A 16,085-nucleotide genomic window follows, 5' to 3' on the forward strand; every position below is an offset into this window, starting at 1 on the left:
CACGCACATGTCCTTCGAGGGCTTCAAGCATGACCACGCGTTTGACGTTTCCTGCATCGATGTTCTCCGTCGTCTGCCAGCGGTGCGGCAGCACGATGCGCAAGAACGCCGACAGCTGTCCCAATTGCGGCGCGGACCGCACCGCTGCGCTCGGCGCAAGGCGCGCCGCCGCCCCGGCCTCGGCCAACTCCGGCATGTTCGAGCAGACGGCTTCGGCCTCTGCCGCAGCTTCCGCTTCGGCGGGCGCGTCGCTCGACGGCGCCGACCGCGCCGAACCCACGCTGCGGCCCGGCTGGCCGGCCTGGGATGCCAAGCGCGCGAGCGAACGCATCGCGCAGAAAGCGGCGGAATACCGCGCGCGGCGCGCCGAAATGCACGCCCGCAGCGCCTACGCCGATTCCAGCAATGACCCCGACGCCCTGCCCGGCTCCGACCGCTGGAGCCGCAACAAAACGTTCATTGCGGCTGCATGCGGCGCCGTGCTGCTGGCCGGCGCGGCGTTCTACCTCCAACAGTCCGGTTCCTCTGATAGCGGCGACACCGACTCCGCCGATCACAGCGTCTCCGGCGCGATCGATGCGAAGGTGGGTTCGCTGGTGCGCGGCGCCATCGACACGGGCAACACGGCGACCACCGCGATCACGCCTGCCAGGCGCACGCCGTCCGAACCCCGCGCGCTGACTCCCGGCGATCCGCTGAGCGGGGTGCGCACCGCGCTCGACCAGCACGATCTCGGCGCCGCCCGCGCGCGCCTCAAGGCGCTTCCGGCACAGCAGCAGACGCGCGAGGAATATGAAGCGCTCAAGGACGAAATGATCAAACGCGAGTTGCAGCGCGACGCCGCGCTGCAACTCGCGCGCGCCTGCGAACGCACGTCCGCATGGGCATGCGTGCAGCAGAACGCGGGCGAGGCGCTGGCGCTCGATGGCGGCAACATCGAATCGCAGGCCATGCTGGAACGTGTGATCTCGCATGCGGGCTGGCTGGCGCCGAGCGCATCGGCGGCGCTGGCGAAGAAGACGCCGTCCGCGCCTGCGGCCAACGCAACTGCCCCCGCACCTTCGGTGAACGCCGCGAACACGACGCCGAAGCCGGTAGTCGGCGCTCCTGCGCAGGCAAACGTTGCAGCCGCTGCGCCCGCGGCGAAGCCGAACAGCGCCGCGCAGAAAGCGGCCGAGCGGCAGCGCGCGGCGCAACGCACCGCGGCAGCGCGCGCGGCGGCGGAAGAAGCGCGCGCCGACAGCGCGTACGATTCGCGTGCGGAAAAAATCGCGCGCGCCCAGGTAGCGACCAATGCGATCACGGCGGCGACGGTCGCACCGTCGCCATCGGTCGTCGCGAAGGTTCCCGCGCCTGCGGTTGTCACGCCTCCGACACAGGTGCAGGCGCCCACGCAAATGCAGGCTGCTGCACAGCAGCCCGCACAGCCGGCTGTCAGAACCACGCCGGCTCCGGCCGCACAGGCAGCGACGCAGGCGCCGGCGCCCGCGCCAACCCAGGCAGCAACGCAGGCACAGCCGGCCGTCAAAACCCCGGCTCCGGCCGCACAAGCTGCCGCGCCGCGCGCACCCTATTACCTCGGCGAAGAAGAGCCGAAGTCCTCCGCGCCGTCCGCCCAGCCCGCCGCGCGCGCCGCGAATCCGCGCACGCCCTACTACCTCGGCGAAGACCCGCCGCAGCAGGCAGCGCCCGCCGTGCGATCGGCGGTGCCGCGGCCGCCGCAATCGACGGGACAGAGCAGTTCGATCGAGCCATCCGCCCTCACCGTCCCCACGACGGCCGCGACGACCTCGGCCGCCACCACGGCCGCCGTGCCGAAGCCGCCGGCGGCGGTCGCGCAGCCCATGCCGAACGTCGTCGCGCCGCGCGCGGCGGCCGCCGCGGCAACGGCGACGGCGACGGCGCCGCCAGCGGCCGCGACCGTAAGCCCCGCGACGACGCCGGCCGTCGCGCCGCGCAGTGCGCAGTCCGCTGCGACCGCGGCCTCGCCGCAATTCGCGCCGATGCCGGCGGGCGCGCATCTCGACTCCGACAAATCCGAGGAGCTCGAGCGTGCCATCAAGCAGTATGGCTGGAGCAGCAACGGCGACTCGAGCCGAAGCCAGAAGCCGTTGCAATAAGCGATCAGCAAGCGACAACAGACACGACAGACGACAGCCAGCAGCAAGCCTGACCCGCGCACAAGAAAAACAATCACGAGCGCCAAGACGAAAACAAGCAGAGCACGCAGATCAAACAGAACAAGAACGAGCAGAGACAGCGGCAGCAGCAAAAAAGCAGCAAAAGAACAGCAGAGACAGCACCGAAAGCACCAAAAACGACGACGCACGGCACACACCGCCTTTCGCGCAACGCGCCTCGGGCCGCATGTGAGTGACCACGCACGACCGGATTGCGCGCCAACCGTACGCAGAAATGTTTCGTACCGACAACGCGCGAGTTTCAGAGCAGACGTCCAACTCCGACCAAGGGACAATCATGTTCATCAAACAACGCATGAGCAATGCCGCACGGGGCCTGCTTGCGCTCGTCGCCGTCACGGGGATCACCGGGTTCGCCGGCGCACCGCTCAGCTTCGCGGCCGATCCGATTCCCTACAAGATCACCACAGGTCAGGAGCGCGGCACCTATATCCAGATCGGACAGGATCTGTCGAAATTCGTGGCCGAACCGGCGGGCATCGAGCTCGACGTGCTGCCGTCGAAGGGCTCCGCCGAAAACGTCCAGCGCATGCGCTACGAGCCGGGCGTGAAGTTCGCGCTAGTGCAGTCGGACGTGTACCAGGCGTACATGGACATGGCGACTTCCGGCAACGCGGAAGCCGGCAAGATCATCAAGCCGCTGCGGCTCATCATGCCGCTCTACGACGAGGAGATCTATTTCGTCGCGCGCGCCGATTCGCCGATGAAGAACATCCAGGAGATCAAGGGCAAGAACATCAGCGTGGGGCCGATCGGCAGCGGCACGGCGCAGTCGGCCGAAACGCTGTACCGGCTGATGTTCGGCGAACCGATCGCCGACGCCAACGAGCAGCATCTCAACAACGAGGATTCGCTCGCGAAGCTGATCGTCGGCAAGATCGACGTGGCGGTGATCGTCGCGGGCCAGCCGGCCAAGCTGTTCCAGGACATGAATCCGGAACTGCTGAAGCAGATCAAGCTGCTGCGTCTCGATGCCAGCGCACCCGAAACCGCGCGCGCGAAACAGACCTACTTCCCGGCCACGATCCGCACGTCCAGTTATCCGAACTGGATTCAGGAAGACACGCCGACGCTCACCGTCAAGGCCTTCCTCGTGACCTACGACTACGGGCTGAAGGGCACGGTCGGCGCGCTGTCGAAGTTCGCGGATTCGCTGTGCACCAACTTCGACACGCTGCAGGCGCAAGGGCATCCGAAGTGGAAGCAGGTGCATCTCGAACTGCCGCCGCTCACCCGCGGCTGGAAATACTATCCGCCGATGGAGAAACACCTGCGCGCCTGCATCGCGCAACGCACGGCGGCGGCGGAGCAGTCGCAGAACCCGACGCGGCAGGTGTCGGCGCGTCAGCAGGATGGCGCGATGCAGCGTGTTAAGAAGGCGACGTGTTCGGCGCAGGAGAAGCTGCTGTTGTTGTGCGATCAGTGATTCGCCGTGACGCGGACCGGACCGGCCACCGTGATTGACGCGCGTGGCCGGCAGAGCGAGCGGAATAATCCGCGGACGCATGGCGCGTGACGAAACCAATCACGGCCGTGCGTCCGCATCGACAAGAAAAGCGTTTTTTGAGACACGGTTTCGGGTTAAAACCTGCCTACGGGTCGGCGATGACCCGAAGGAGCCGTGACCGTGCCCAGATCCCAGTATTGCGCGCCGCTGTGCCGCGCCTCGTTTCGCAAGAAGAAGGCTGTCGTGCCCGGAGAGCGCACGCGCCGAAGCCAGCTCGAGCCGGAGGTCCAGCACACCCATACACAGCCTTTGCCGGGCGTTTCATCGGCGAGTCTGGACGCGTGGGACGCATCGGCATTTTCAGATCCCGCAACCCTCAAAGACAGCGATTACGCTGCGTTCCGCCTGCTCGTGCACACCGTCCACTGCGGCGAACTCGAACGCGAAAACGGCATGCAGCTGTTCCGCGAGGGTACGAAGGCGCTGAGTCAGTGGGACACGATCAGCGCCAGCGTGATCGATGAGAACCACCGCTTCACCTACGCAACGGTGGGTGTCGTGCTGCGTGCTCCCAAGCAGAACGTTGTGCTGACCTCGTCCAGCGACATGGATTTCGATGGCAACGAAGGCAATTTCGATCGTCTGCGAAGCTGGCTGATCCCCGGTCACGCTGCCCGAATCCAGGCGATGCCCGCTCATGGACGCAATGGGCTACTGGTGCGGCACATCCTCGATCAGGCGGGCCGACATCCATTCGTTTCGCCCGAGAAAGTGCTCGAAGGCACCAATAGATATCATCGGGAATACAACGAAGTCATCGTGATGACGCGTCCCGACGTCTTCATCCAGCGCGGCGCATTCGACAGTGAGCGGCCGCTCAAGACCGGGCCGGTCGAAATCGCGGCGATCTTTCGCGCCCGGGGCGAGAGCAAAGCCGTCTTTCCGAACGCCAACAAGGAAGCGCTCATCGCCGAAGCCATACGGCTGGCACAGGAAAACCTGGGCGACCTTCCATTGCTCGAAATCCCCGGCATGGTCACGAACATCGATTGACGCTTCAGGCGCCCAGCAACGCCGCGAGCCGCGTCATGCCTTCTTCGATGACCGCTTCCGCCGTTCCGCCATAGCCGAGCAGCACGCCTTGCTGCATCGGCTGTCCTGCATAAAACCCGCGTATCCCGGCGATCCCCACCGACACGCCCCGCGCCGCCGCGACGATCTCGTCCTCGCGCCACGGCGCCTTGAGCCGCGCGACCAGATGAATGCCCGCCGACGCCGGCAGCGGCTCGAACCACGGCGCGAGCGCACCGTTCAGATGCGCGAGCAACCGCGCGCGCCGCCCCGCATAGGCCTTGTGCATGCGCCGCAGATGCCGCGCGAATTCGCCGTCGAGCATGAATGCGCCGAGCGCCGTCTGCGTGAGCATGCAGCCGTGCCAGTCGCAGATTTGCCGGGCCTGCCACAGCGGCACGGACAGGCTCGGCGGCGGCACCACATAGCCCAGCCTGAGATCGGGAAAGAGCGTCTTCGAAAACGTGCCGACATACGCCACGACGCCTGCATGATCCAGACTCTTCAGCGACTCCATCGGCCGTCCCTCGAAGCGGAATTCGCCGTCGTAGTCATCCTCGACGATCACCGCCCCGCGCCGCGCCGCCCATTCGAGCAACGCGACGCGCCGTTCGAGACTCATCGGCATGCCCAGGGGGAACTGGTGCGACGGCGTCACGTAGACGAGCCGCGTGTTGCGCAGCAGCCTGCTGACGACGATGCCCTCGCCGTCCACCGGCACGTGCGCGAGCCGCGCGCCCATCGACGCAAACAAGGCGCGCGCCGGCGGATAACCCGGCTCCTCGACGGCGACGACATCGCCGGGACGGATCACCACGCGCGCCAGCAGATCGAGCGCCTGTTGCGCGCCCTGCGTGACCAGCACGTCCTGCCAGTTGCAGGTCACCGCGCGGCTGAACGCGAGATAGCGCGCTATGCCCAGCCGCAGTTCCTGTTCGCCGCCCGGATCGCGATAACCCGCCACGCCGCCGCCCGCGCGCGCCTGCGTGCGCAGCGCGCGGTTGACGCAGCGGCGCCACGCGTCGTGCGGAAACAGCGTCCGGTCGGTCACGCCGCCCTTGAAGTCACAGTCGAGCGGTTCGCCGGCGGGCGGCATCGGCATGGTCATGCGCTCGGGCAACTGGCGCCACATGCCGGCCGCACGCGCGCGGGCCGACTGCGGTTCGGCGCGCGCGCCGGGCAAACGCGCGAGGCCATCGGCGACGAAGGTGCCGTCGCCCGCGCGGGTGCGCAGGAAGCCCTCGGCGATCAGGCGCTCGAACACGTCGAGCGTGGTCTTGCGCGACACGCCGAGCTGGGCGGCGAGATCGCGCGTGGAAGGCAGGCGCGCATGCGCGGCGAGCCGCCCTTCGACGATGCCCGCGCGCAGTTGCGCATAGATCTGGCCGGTGAGGTCGCGACGGCCGTGCAGCGTGATATGGATGTCCACGGTTTCGAGAGTGCGCGCGGTGTTGAATGGGCTTGCGACGAACGCGCTGACCGGCTTATCCCGCCGCGCCGAACACCGCCTGGCACAAGGTCGCGCCCTGCTCGCTGAGCCACGCGCTGCCGGTGCCGTCCTCGTTGATCGTCACCTGCACCAGCCCCGCCTCTTCGAGCCCGGTCAGCTGACGCCTGAGCGTGCTCATCGGCAGCCCGGACTGCTTCGCCAGTTTCGCCAGCGACCAGGCGCGCTGCGGCGACCCTTCCCGCGCGCGCCACAGTTGTTCCAGCACGGCGACCAGCGCCGGATCGATGTCGTCGCTCATCTTCTGTCTCCCTTCTCCCTGTGCGCGGCGATCTCGCCCGCCAGCGCGCCCAGCCGCCGCAACGCGGCTTCGCTCTGCGCCGTCCACGGATAGCTGTAGTTGAGCCGGATGAAATGGCTGAAGGCATTGCGTGTCGAGAACATGTAACCCGGCCCGACCGTGATGCCGCAATCGAGCGCCGCGCGATAGAGCCGCATCGAATCGACGTGTTCCGGCAGTTCCACCCACAGCACATAGCCGCCCTGCGGCGCCGAGGTGCGCGTGCCCGCCGGAAAGAAGCGCTCGACCAGCGCGGTCATGATGCGCGCCTGCTGCCGGTAGAGCCGCCGCACGCGCCGCAGATGGCGGTCGTAGCCGTCCTGGCGCAGATAATCGGCGATGGCGATCTGCGGCACGGAGGGCGTCGTCAGCGTGTTGAGGAACTTGAGCTTCTCGACCTGCGCCCGGTAGCGCCCCGGCATCGCCCAGCCGATCCGGTACGACGCCGTCAGGCTCTTCGAGAACGACGCGCAATGCAGCACGAGGCCCTTGGTGTCGAAGTTCTTGAGGGTCGTCGGGCGCGTGTCGCCGTAGTAGAGCTCGTGATAGACATCGTTCTCGATGACGGGAATGTCGTGCTCCGTGAGCAGGTCCACGAGCGCGCGCTTGCGTTCGTCGGGCATCTGGAAGCCGAGCGGATTCTGGAAGTTCGGCATCACCATGCACGCGGCAATCTTGCGCTTCGCGATGATCTGCGCGAGCGCCTCGACATCGATGCCGTCGACGGGATGCGTCGGCACTTCGATCGCGCGCATGCCGAGCCGCTCGATCGCATGCAGCATCGCGTAATACGTGGGTGACTCGACCGCGACCGTATCGCCCGGCCTGGCGACCGCCTGGAGGCTCAGGTTGATCGCCTCGGTCGCCCCGACCGTGATCACGATCTCCTCGGGATTCACCGGCACGCCGTTCTCCGCGTAACGCCGCGCAATCTGCCGGATCAGCTCGGGATTGCCGGGCGGCAGGTCGTCGATCAGATTCCAGCTCGAATGGCGCCGCGCGATGGCGTTCGCATACTGGTTGATGCGGCGCCAGGGAAACGGCTCGGGATCCGGATACGGCGAGCCGAACGGCACGGCGTCGTGCGCGCGGATGCTGCGCAACGTCGACAGCACCAGCCGGCTCACGTCCACTTCCGACGCCGTGGCGCTCACCCGCTTCGGCGCGGCATGCGCCACGCCCGCCGGCGGTTTCGCGCGCACGAAGTAGCCGGATTGCGGCCGCGTCTCCAGCACGCCGCGGCTTTCCAGGATCGCGTAGGCGTGCAGCACCGTCTTGATGCTCACGCCGTGCTGCTGGCTCGCCTGCCGCACCGACGCGATCTTCTCCCCCGCCGCGAACACGCCACGGCGCACGGCTTCCTCGATTTCGTCGGCGAGCTTTTCGTAGAGTTTCAATGGGCGCTGTTCCTTGGAGACGTCGCGGCGGGCCTGACTGTGCAGTCTAGGGCAAAACGCCGCAACTGTATCCCTCGAATTTCGCTTTTTCTGTGCGCCGCGTTCGTTTCGGGACACAGTAGGCTTCTCTAATTGCATGCTCAGCCTGATCCGAACGCCATGAAGAAGCCCGAAGCCCGCATCGAACCTTATACGCACCCGGCCGCGGGCTGGGGCGCGTTGAAGCAGGTTGCCATCAACCTCGTCAAGGAGCGCGTGGCGGGCGGGAACTACCGGACGCTCTTCAAGCAGAACCAGCCCGACGGCTTCGATTGCCCCGGCTGCGCGTGGCCCGACCGCGAGCACGGCTCGACCTTCGAGTTCTGCGAAAACGGCGTGAAGGCCGTCGCCGCCGAGGCGACCAGCAAGCGCGTGACGCCGGCGTTCTTCGAGCAGCACACGGTGAGCGCGCTGATGGCGCAGACCGACTATGAACTGGAACAGCACGGCCGGCTGACCGACCCGCTCGTCTACGATGCGAAGCGCGACCGTTACGTGCCGATCGAATGGAACGATGCATTCGAGCTGATTGCGTCGCACCTGAAGCAGCTCGACGATCCCGACCGCGCCGCCTTCTATACCTCGGGCCGCGCCAGCAACGAAGCCGCGTTCCTGTACCAGTTGTTTGTGCGCATGTACGGCACCAACAACTTTCCCGACTGCTCGAACATGTGCCACGAGGCGACGAGCCGCGGCCTGCCGCATACCGTGGGCGTCGGCAAGGGCACAGTGACGCTCGACGACTTCGAGCACGCCGACACGCTGCTGCTGTTCGGCCAGAACCCCGCGACGAACCATCCGCGCATGCTCGGCGAACTGCGCGAGTGTGCGAAGCGCGGCGCGACCATCGTGTCGATCAACCCGCTGAAGGAGCGCGGCCTCGAACGTTTCGCGAGCCCGCAGCACACGCTCGACATGCTGTCGCCGAAGGGCGTGAAGATCAGTTCGGTGTTCATCCGCCCGAAGGTGGGCGGCGACTTCGCGCTCATCAAGGGCGTGGCCAAGCGCGTGATCGAACTGGACGATGCGGCCGTGGCGAACGGCGGTGAACGCGTGCTGGATGTCGCGTTCATCGCGGAGCACACGGTGAATTTCGACGCCTTCGCCGACGACCTGCGCGCCGAAAGCTGGGATGCGATCCTCGCGGAATCGGGCGTGGAGCGTGACGACCTGCTGAATCTCGCCGATATCTACGTGAAGGCCCGCGCCGTCATCTCGACGTGGGGCATGGGCCTCACGCAGCACAAGAACTCGGTGCCGACCATCCAGCTGCTGTCGAACCTGATGATGATGCGCGGCAATATCGGCCGGCGCGGCGCGGGGCTGTGCCCGGTGCGCGGCCACTCGAACGTGCAGGGCGACCGCACGGTGGGCATCGAAGAAAAGCCGACCCAGGACTTTCTCGACCGGCTCGGCGCGGCCTACGACTTCGAGCCGCCGCGCGAGCATGGCTACGACGTGGTCGAAACCATTCACGCGATGCTCGAAGGCAAGGTGAAGGTGTTCATCGGGCTGGGCGGCAACTTCTCGATCGCGACACCCGACACGCCGCGCACCTGGGAAGCGATGCGCGCATGCGACCTCACCGTGCACATCACGACCAAGCTCAACCGCAGCCATCTGGTGCACGGCCGCGACGCGCTGATCCTGCCGACGCTCGGCCGCACCGAAATCGACCTGCAGAACGGCGTGCCGCAAGGCGTGTCCGTGGAGGACTCGATGAGCATGGTGCACATCTCGTACGGCATGAACAAGCCGGCCTCGCCGAACCTGCTTTCCGAGGTGGCGATCGTCGCGCGCATGGCGCAGGCGACACTGGGTTCAAGCAAGGTGGAATGGCTCGCGCAGGCGGGCAACTACGCGCTGATCCGCGACGGCATCGAGAAAGTGATCGACGGCTTCGGGCGCTACAACGAGCGTCTCAAGCAACCTGGCGGCTTTCATCTGGGCGTGGCCTCGCGCGAGCGGGTGTGGAAGACGCCGAGCGGCAAGGCGCAGTTCATCGTGCATGCCATTGCGCACGACACGCCGATCCACCGCGCCCGCGCGCGTCACGGCGAGCGCCTGATGACGCTGATGACGACCCGTTCGCACGACCAGTACAACACGACCATCTACGGTCTCGACGACCGTTACCGCGGCGTGTACGGCCAGCGTCATGTGCTGTTCGCGAACCGCGATGACATCGACATGCTCGGCTTCGAACCGGGCGAACGCGTGGACATCACGAGCGTGTGGGACGACGGCGTGGAGCGCCGCGTGAACGGCTTCACATTGGTGGAATACGACATTCCGCGCGGCTGTCTCGGCGCGTACTACCCGGAAACGAATCCGCTCGTGCCACTGTCATCGATCGCGGATGGCGCGGGTACGCCGACCTCGAAGTCCATTCCGGTGCTGCTGACCCGCTCCGTCGACGCCATGGCTGCCGTCGCTGCCTGAGCGCCACGCGGCGGATGCGCCGCTCGAACGCCCGCACGCCGCTGAAACGGCAGTGGATGAACACGCCCAGCGCGGCGAAGATCGCCAGGCCGGCAATCCAGCCGCCGGCGAAGCTGTGGAACCTGCCGCTGAACCAGACGATGCCCGTCATGGCCACGCCGAATACCGTCATCACGATGGCGAACGGCGGGCAATGCTCATGTTCGACCCTGACTTCACTCCAGGCGCCCAGCCGCTGGCGGTAGCCGCTCACGGAGTGCCGGTTGAGGGCATGACTCATCGGGTTCTCCGTCGTCTCGCTACGATTGCCTCGAAGCAACCATACGAAAACGAAGAACCCGTCGCTATCGGACGAATCCGAAACTGCGGCGCGACGCCTTACTTGGCGCCGGCGAACTCCTGCACTTCGGCATCGGCTTCGCCGGCGAGCGGCACCACGCCCGACGGCCCCGAGGCATGCGGATGCAACAGCAGCGCAACCAGCCCGCTCCAGCCCGTCTGATGCGAGGCGCCGACGCCGCGCCCGTTGTCGCCATGAAAGTATTCGTGAAACAGCACGAGATCGCGCGAACGCGGGTCCGCCTGCAATTGCGGATAGGCGCGCATCACGGGACGCTCGCCGTTTGCATCGAGCAGGAACAGCGTGCTCACGCGGCGCGCGAGTTCATCGGCGATCTGCGCAAGCGAAAACTTCTGGCCTGACCCGGTCGGATATTCGACGCGGAAGTCGTCGCCGTAATAGCGGTGGAACTCGCGGATCGATTCGATCAGCAGGAAGTTGACCGGCATCCACACCGGGCCGCGCCAGTTCGAATTGCCGCCGAACACGCGCGAGTCCGACTCGCCCGGCAGATAGCGGATGCTGAAGCTTTCGCTGTTGTGATAGAAGACGAACGGGTTGTCGAGATGGACCCGCGACAGCGCCCGCACGCCGTGATCCGAAAGGAACTCGGTTTCATCGAGCATGCGCTTGAGCAGCGCCTTCATCCGATGCCCCCGCAGCAGCGACAGCAGCATGCTGTTGCCGCGCCCCGCGATGTTCCAGCGCGACACGAGCTTGGCCAGATCCGGACGATGTTCGAGGAACCAGTGCATGCGGTCGCGCAGTCCCGGCAGCGAACCGTGCACGCGCGGCTCCAGCACATGCACGGCGAACAGCGGACTCAGCCCGACGATCGAACGGATGCGCATCGGCACGTTGCTGCCGTCCGGCAGGCGCAGCTTGTCGTAGAAGAACTCGTCTTCCATGTCCCACAGGCCGGTATCGCAGTCGTCCTCGCAGCTCACGGCCTCGGCGATGTACAGGAAGTGTTCGAAGAACTTCACCCCGATGTCGATGAACACCTTGTTCTCATGCGCGAGTTCGAGCGCGATGCGCATCAGGTCGAGCGCATAGGCGGCCATCCAGGCGGTGCCGTCGGCCTGGTCGATGTGACCGCCGGTCGGCAGCGGCGACGAGCGGTCGAAGATGCCGATGTTGTCCAGCCCGAGAAAGCCGCCCTGGAAGATGTTCTTGCCGTCGGCGTCCTTGCGGTTGACCCACCACGAGAAGTTCAGCAGCAGCTTGTGGAACACGAGTTCGAGGAAGTCGCGGTCGCTCTTGCCGGTGATCGCACGGTCGATCTCGTAGACCCGCCACGTGGCCCACGCATGCACCGGCGGATTGGCATCGCCGAAAGCCCATTCGTAGGCAGGCAGCTGGCCGTTCGGATGCTGATAGCGGTCTTTCACGAGCAGCAGCAATTGCCGCTTGGCGAATGCCGGGTCGATCAGCGCGAAGGCCGCCGCATGGAACGCGAGATCCCACGACGCGTACCACGGGTATTCCCACTTGTCCGGCATCGACACGATGTCGGCATTGCACAGGTGCCGCCAGTCGATGTTGCGCCCGAAGCGCCGCTGCTTCGGCGGTGTGGGCTGCAAGGGATCGCCGTCGAGCCAGCGGGTGACGTCGAACTGGTAGTACTGCTTCGACCACAGCATGCCGGCCAGCGCCTGCCGCTGCACGAGCCGCTGATCCACGCCGGCGATGTCGTGCTGGAGCGCGCCGTAGAACTCGTCCGCTTCGGCGATGCGGCGCTCGAACAACGCATCCGCGTCGAGCGGCACGGCATCAGGCGCCGACTCGGGCCGCCAGCGCAGATAGACCACGGCGCGGCCGTGCGGCTCCAGCGCGAGATGCACATGAGCCGCGGCGCGTGTGCCGGAGGCGCGGCGAATGGCGTTCTCGTCGCCGTTCACGAGGTAATCGTTGAAGCCGTCCTTGAACGGCCCTGCGCCGTCCATGCCGTGCAGGCGCCGGACATTGGTTTCGTTTTCGCAGAAGAGCCAGTCCACCGCCGCGCCGTCCGCTGACCACGCCGTCACCACCATCGGCTCGTGGCCGGTCTGTTCGGCGAGCACATAGGTGCCTTCACCTTCCACCGTCTCCTGCGTCAGCGACGGCTTCACGGGCGTGGGCCGCCACGACCAGCTGTTGCGCGCCCAGATCTGCGGCAGCACGTCGAGCACGGCCGCCACCGCGCCGCGATTCTCGACGGTCACGCGCATCACGATGTCGTCGGGCGTGTGCTTCGCGTATTCGACCTGCACGTCGAAGTAGCGCTCGCCGTCGAAGACACCGGTATCGAGCACTTCGTATTCGGGCACTTCGGCGCTGCGCCGGCCGTTTTCATCGACGAGATCGGCATAGGGAAACGCCGCATGCGGATACTTGTAGAGCATGCGCATGTAGGAATGCGTCGGCGTGCCGTCGAGGTAGAAGTACAGTTCCTTGACGTCTTCGCCATGATTGCCCTCCTGGTTCGTCAGACCGAAGAGTCGCTCCTTGATGATCGGGTCCGCGCCGTTCCACAGCGCCAGCGACACGCACCAGTTGAGCTTGTCGTCGCCGAAGCCGGCGAGACCGTCCTCACCCCAGCGGTAGGCGCGGCTGCGCGCGTGATCGTGGGGAAAGTATTCCCAGGCGGTGCCGAACTCGCTGTAATCCTCGCGCACCGTGCCCCACTGGCGTTCGCTCAGGTACGGTCCCCAGCGCTGCCAGTGCGCGCAATCGGCCGAATGGAGCCGTGAGCCCTCGACGGTGTCGATCTGATTGACGGGGCGCGATTTCGGCATGAACGTCTCCTGATGTGCGGCCGCGCAGCACCTCGCCCGGAGCGTGTCCAGGCCATGCGCGAACCCTCTGGCAAGAGCCGTAATTTAGCGCGTTTGGGCACGCGGCGCGCGCGCCCTGTTCACTCCGCGCCGAGCAGTTTCTCGATGCGCAGCAGCTCCGCGAGCGACCACGCCTGGAACGGCGTGCCGCCGGGCGTGTGGGGCGCGTCGCCATCGGCGACTTCGCTGAGGTGATCCAGCCCGTAACGGTCGAGATGCGCGTACAGCGGCGTCAGGAAGCGCTCGCGCGCGCCCGCCCCGCCATGCACGCGCACCCACGCCTCGACGAACGGCCCGAGCAGCCACGGCCACACGGTGCCCTGGTGATACGCGCCGTCGCGATCCAGCACGCCGCCGGCGTAATGCGGCCGGTACGCCGGGTCCGCGGGCGCGAGCGTGCGCAGGCCGAGCGGCGTCAGCAGTTGCGCTTCGACCTGCGCGACGACCGCGCGCGCCACTTCGCCGTCCACCAGCGCGAACGGCAGCCCGCCCACCGCGAAGATCTGGTTCGGACGCACCGCGCGATCCACCTTGCCGGGCTCGTGATCGGCGTCGACGACGTCGTAGAGCGTGTGCGTGGCCGGATCGACGAAGCGTGCGGTGAACGCGCTGTGCGCGCGGTCGCGCAGCGTCTGCCATTGCGCGTTCCATGCCGAGCCCGCCGACAGCGCGTTGATCCACAGCGCCTGCACCTCCACCGGCTTGCCGATGCGCGGCGTCACGACCCAGTCGCCCGCCTTCGCGTCCATCCACGTGAGCTGCACGCCGGGCACGCCCGCGCGCAGCAGACCGTCGCTGTCGGCGGCGATGCCGAAGCGCGTGCCGCGCGCATAGCCGTCGAGGATCGCGCCGGCCGCGCGTTGCAGGCGGCTTGCCGTCGCGGCGTGCGCGTGACCCGTCGCGAGATAGTCCTGCACCGCGACGACGAACCACAGCGATGCATCGACGGAGTTGTATTCCGGCAGCCCGCCGCTGTCGGGAAAGCGGTTCGGCACCATGCCTTCGGAGATCGTGTCGGCCCATTCGAGCAGGATGGACTCGGCTTCGTCGCGGCGGCCCGACGCCAGCAGCAGACCGCGCATCGAGATGAAGGTGTCGCGGCCCCAGTCCGTGAACCACGGAAAGCCCGCGATGATCGTGCGGCCGCCGCTGCGGTTGACCACATAGGCGTCGGCGGAGCGCTCGAGCCGCGAGGCGAACGCTGCGCGCCGCTGCGTTTCGGCCGTGGCGAGACGCGTTGCATGCGCGAGCGCGGTCTCCGTGTCGGGCCGCTCCGCGCCGGTGTGGGCGTGCAGAATCATGACGGCGTCGGCGTGCGCGAGGTCGAAATGGAACACGCCCGGCGCCGCGAGGTCTTCGATGAAATCCAGACCGCGCTCGCGTTCGCGGGCATAGCAGAAGTTGCGATACCAGTCGGGCGCATGCTCGTACGCGCCGTTCGCTTTCACATCGATGACGGGCAGATCGCCATAGGGATGCCACTGCACGCGCTCGCCCGCGACAGTGGCATCGAAGGCGAACGCGGGGTTCTCGTGGTGCAGCGCATGGTAGTCGCGTCCGGAGACGAGCGGCCGCACGTGCAGACGCGCGTTCCCGTTCTGCCAGGCGGACGGCGGCGCGCCTTCGACACGCCAGCGCAACACGGTCGCGCGGCTCTCCTTCGCGACGAACACTTCCGCCACGATCACGGCCGCGTCCACGCCTACGCCCACGCGAAAGCGCCACGTAGGCCAGGGCGATGTGTCGAAGGAAAGCAGGCTGGCGCGGACATCGGGATAAAGGACGTCGGGCGCGTACCGCTGCATGGTCAGCGGATAGCGCTGGCTGTCCGCGTCGAGCCATGCCTCGACGCCGTTGACGAGCGTGACGCGTCCTGCCGGCGGCTGCGTCGCCGCGAGCAGCAGCGCGTGATAGCGCCGCGTGCGCAGGGTGCCCACCGTGCCCGAGGCAAAGCCGCCGAAGGCGTCCGCTTCGAGCCATTCGTCTTCGAGACGCGCGTCATCGAGGGGCGCGTGGTCCGTGCTTTCGATGCGTGTCATAGCGCGGCCTTGCGGTACTTCAGGCGATAGTCGTTCAGCGTGCGCCGCGCGCGGCTCTGGATGGCGTGCTGCATCTGCGGCGTCCAGCCCAGCAGCCAGCCGCTCGGCCCGAGTGCCTGACGGCTCCAGCGCCAGAGATCGAAGACGTCGGTGTGTTCGGCGATGAGGCCGTCGCGGATCGCGAAGCGCGCCTGGATCTCGTTGACGACGGGCCTGCCGGTCGCGGAATACGTATAGCGCGCCACGGCCCGCGCGCTCGCCACCTGGCCGATGGACTTGATGCTGTCGAAGGACAGCGAGAAGTCGGCGGCCCGGCCGAGCAGCATGCGCCACATGTCGCCGGCTTCCCTGCCCCGCAGCACGCCGAACGCGGGGTCCTGGAACAGGATGTCGGGCGCGTAGCAGGCGGCCATCGCTTCGGCGTCGAGACGCTGGAACGCGGTGTAGAACTGTTCGATCAGGGCGTTGTTGGGTTGGGGCATGAGATACGTTGCGCGCGCAAGAGG

Annotated in this window: 11 protein-coding genes; 5 read left to right on the top strand and 6 right to left on the bottom strand. The window is 67.0% G+C overall.

What is annotated here, in order from left to right:
- The first annotated feature begins 29 nt into the window (after positions 1 to 29).
- The 3 genes from QCE83_RS32405 to QCE83_RS32415 all read left to right on the top strand — a co-directional run bounded on the left by QCE83_RS32405 (position 30) and on the right by QCE83_RS32415 (position 4,701).
- Positions 30 to 2,120, top strand: a complete 2,091-nt coding sequence (locus tag QCE83_RS32405) for a zinc ribbon domain-containing protein (RefSeq protein ID WP_309820632.1) — start codon at positions 30 to 32, stop codon at positions 2,118 to 2,120.
- Positions 2,121 to 2,478: 358 nt separating this feature from the next.
- On the top strand, positions 2,479 to 3,627 hold the full coding sequence (locus QCE83_RS32410) for a TAXI family TRAP transporter solute-binding subunit (RefSeq protein ID WP_309820634.1): 1,149 nt from the start codon (positions 2,479 to 2,481) through the stop codon (positions 3,625 to 3,627).
- A 195-nt stretch (positions 3,628 to 3,822) separates the two neighbouring features.
- The gene (locus QCE83_RS32415; RefSeq protein WP_309820636.1) at positions 3,823 to 4,701 is read left to right on the top strand and encodes a hypothetical protein; all 879 of its coding nucleotides are present in this window, start codon (positions 3,823 to 3,825) and stop codon (positions 4,699 to 4,701) included.
- A gap of 4 nt (positions 4,702 to 4,705) precedes the next feature.
- Here the strand turns inward: QCE83_RS32415 and QCE83_RS32420 are convergent, their stop codons facing one another.
- From QCE83_RS32420 to QCE83_RS32430, 3 genes are read right to left on the bottom strand one after another with little or no spacing between them, the layout of a single operon-like run.
- Complete coding sequence (locus QCE83_RS32420; protein ID WP_309820638.1) at positions 4,706 to 6,148, bottom strand: PLP-dependent aminotransferase family protein; 1,443 nt, start codon at positions 6,146 to 6,148, stop codon at positions 4,706 to 4,708.
- Between the two features lie 55 nt (positions 6,149 to 6,203).
- Positions 6,204 to 6,467, bottom strand: coding sequence for a helix-turn-helix domain-containing protein (locus tag QCE83_RS32425; protein ID WP_309820640.1), 264 nt, complete (start codon positions 6,465 to 6,467; stop codon positions 6,204 to 6,206).
- On the bottom strand, positions 6,464 to 7,903 hold the full coding sequence (locus tag QCE83_RS32430) for a PLP-dependent aminotransferase family protein (protein ID WP_309820642.1): 1,440 nt from the start codon (positions 7,901 to 7,903) through the stop codon (positions 6,464 to 6,466). Before QCE83_RS32430 ends, QCE83_RS32425 begins: the two co-directional genes overlap by 4 nt.
- Before the next feature lie 159 nt (positions 7,904 to 8,062).
- Between QCE83_RS32430 and QCE83_RS32435 the strand changes: the two genes are divergently transcribed.
- Both QCE83_RS32435 and QCE83_RS32440 read left to right on the top strand, forming a co-directional pair.
- Complete coding sequence (locus QCE83_RS32435; RefSeq protein ID WP_309820644.1) at positions 8,063 to 10,384, top strand: FdhF/YdeP family oxidoreductase; 2,322 nt, start codon at positions 8,063 to 8,065, stop codon at positions 10,382 to 10,384.
- Between the two features lie 56 nt (positions 10,385 to 10,440).
- Positions 10,441 to 10,629: a hypothetical protein gene (locus QCE83_RS32440; protein ID WP_309820646.1), complete on the top strand. Its 189-nt coding sequence runs from the start codon at positions 10,441 to 10,443 to the stop codon at positions 10,627 to 10,629.
- 133 nt (positions 10,630 to 10,762) lie between these two features.
- On the opposite strand, the gene QCE83_RS32445 is transcribed toward QCE83_RS32440, so the two are convergent.
- The 3 genes from QCE83_RS32445 to QCE83_RS32455 all read right to left on the bottom strand — a co-directional run bounded on the left by QCE83_RS32445 (position 10,763) and on the right by QCE83_RS32455 (position 16,061).
- Complete coding sequence (locus QCE83_RS32445) at positions 10,763 to 13,501, bottom strand: MGH1-like glycoside hydrolase domain-containing protein (RefSeq protein ID WP_309820648.1); 2,739 nt, start codon at positions 13,499 to 13,501, stop codon at positions 10,763 to 10,765.
- Positions 13,502 to 13,620: 119 nt separating this feature from the next.
- Positions 13,621 to 15,579, bottom strand: a complete 1,959-nt coding sequence (locus QCE83_RS32450) for an amylo-alpha-1,6-glucosidase (protein ID WP_309820651.1) — start codon at positions 15,577 to 15,579, stop codon at positions 13,621 to 13,623.
- Complete coding sequence (locus QCE83_RS32455) at positions 15,576 to 16,061, bottom strand: nuclear transport factor 2 family protein (RefSeq protein ID WP_309820653.1); 486 nt, start codon at positions 16,059 to 16,061, stop codon at positions 15,576 to 15,578. The genes QCE83_RS32450 and QCE83_RS32455 overlap by 4 nt, the downstream gene beginning before the upstream one ends.
- Positions 16,062 to 16,085 lie beyond the last annotated feature (24 nt).

This window comes from Caballeronia sp. LZ034LL (assembly GCF_031451215.1).
Taxonomy (GTDB): domain Bacteria; phylum Pseudomonadota; class Gammaproteobacteria; order Burkholderiales; family Burkholderiaceae; genus Caballeronia.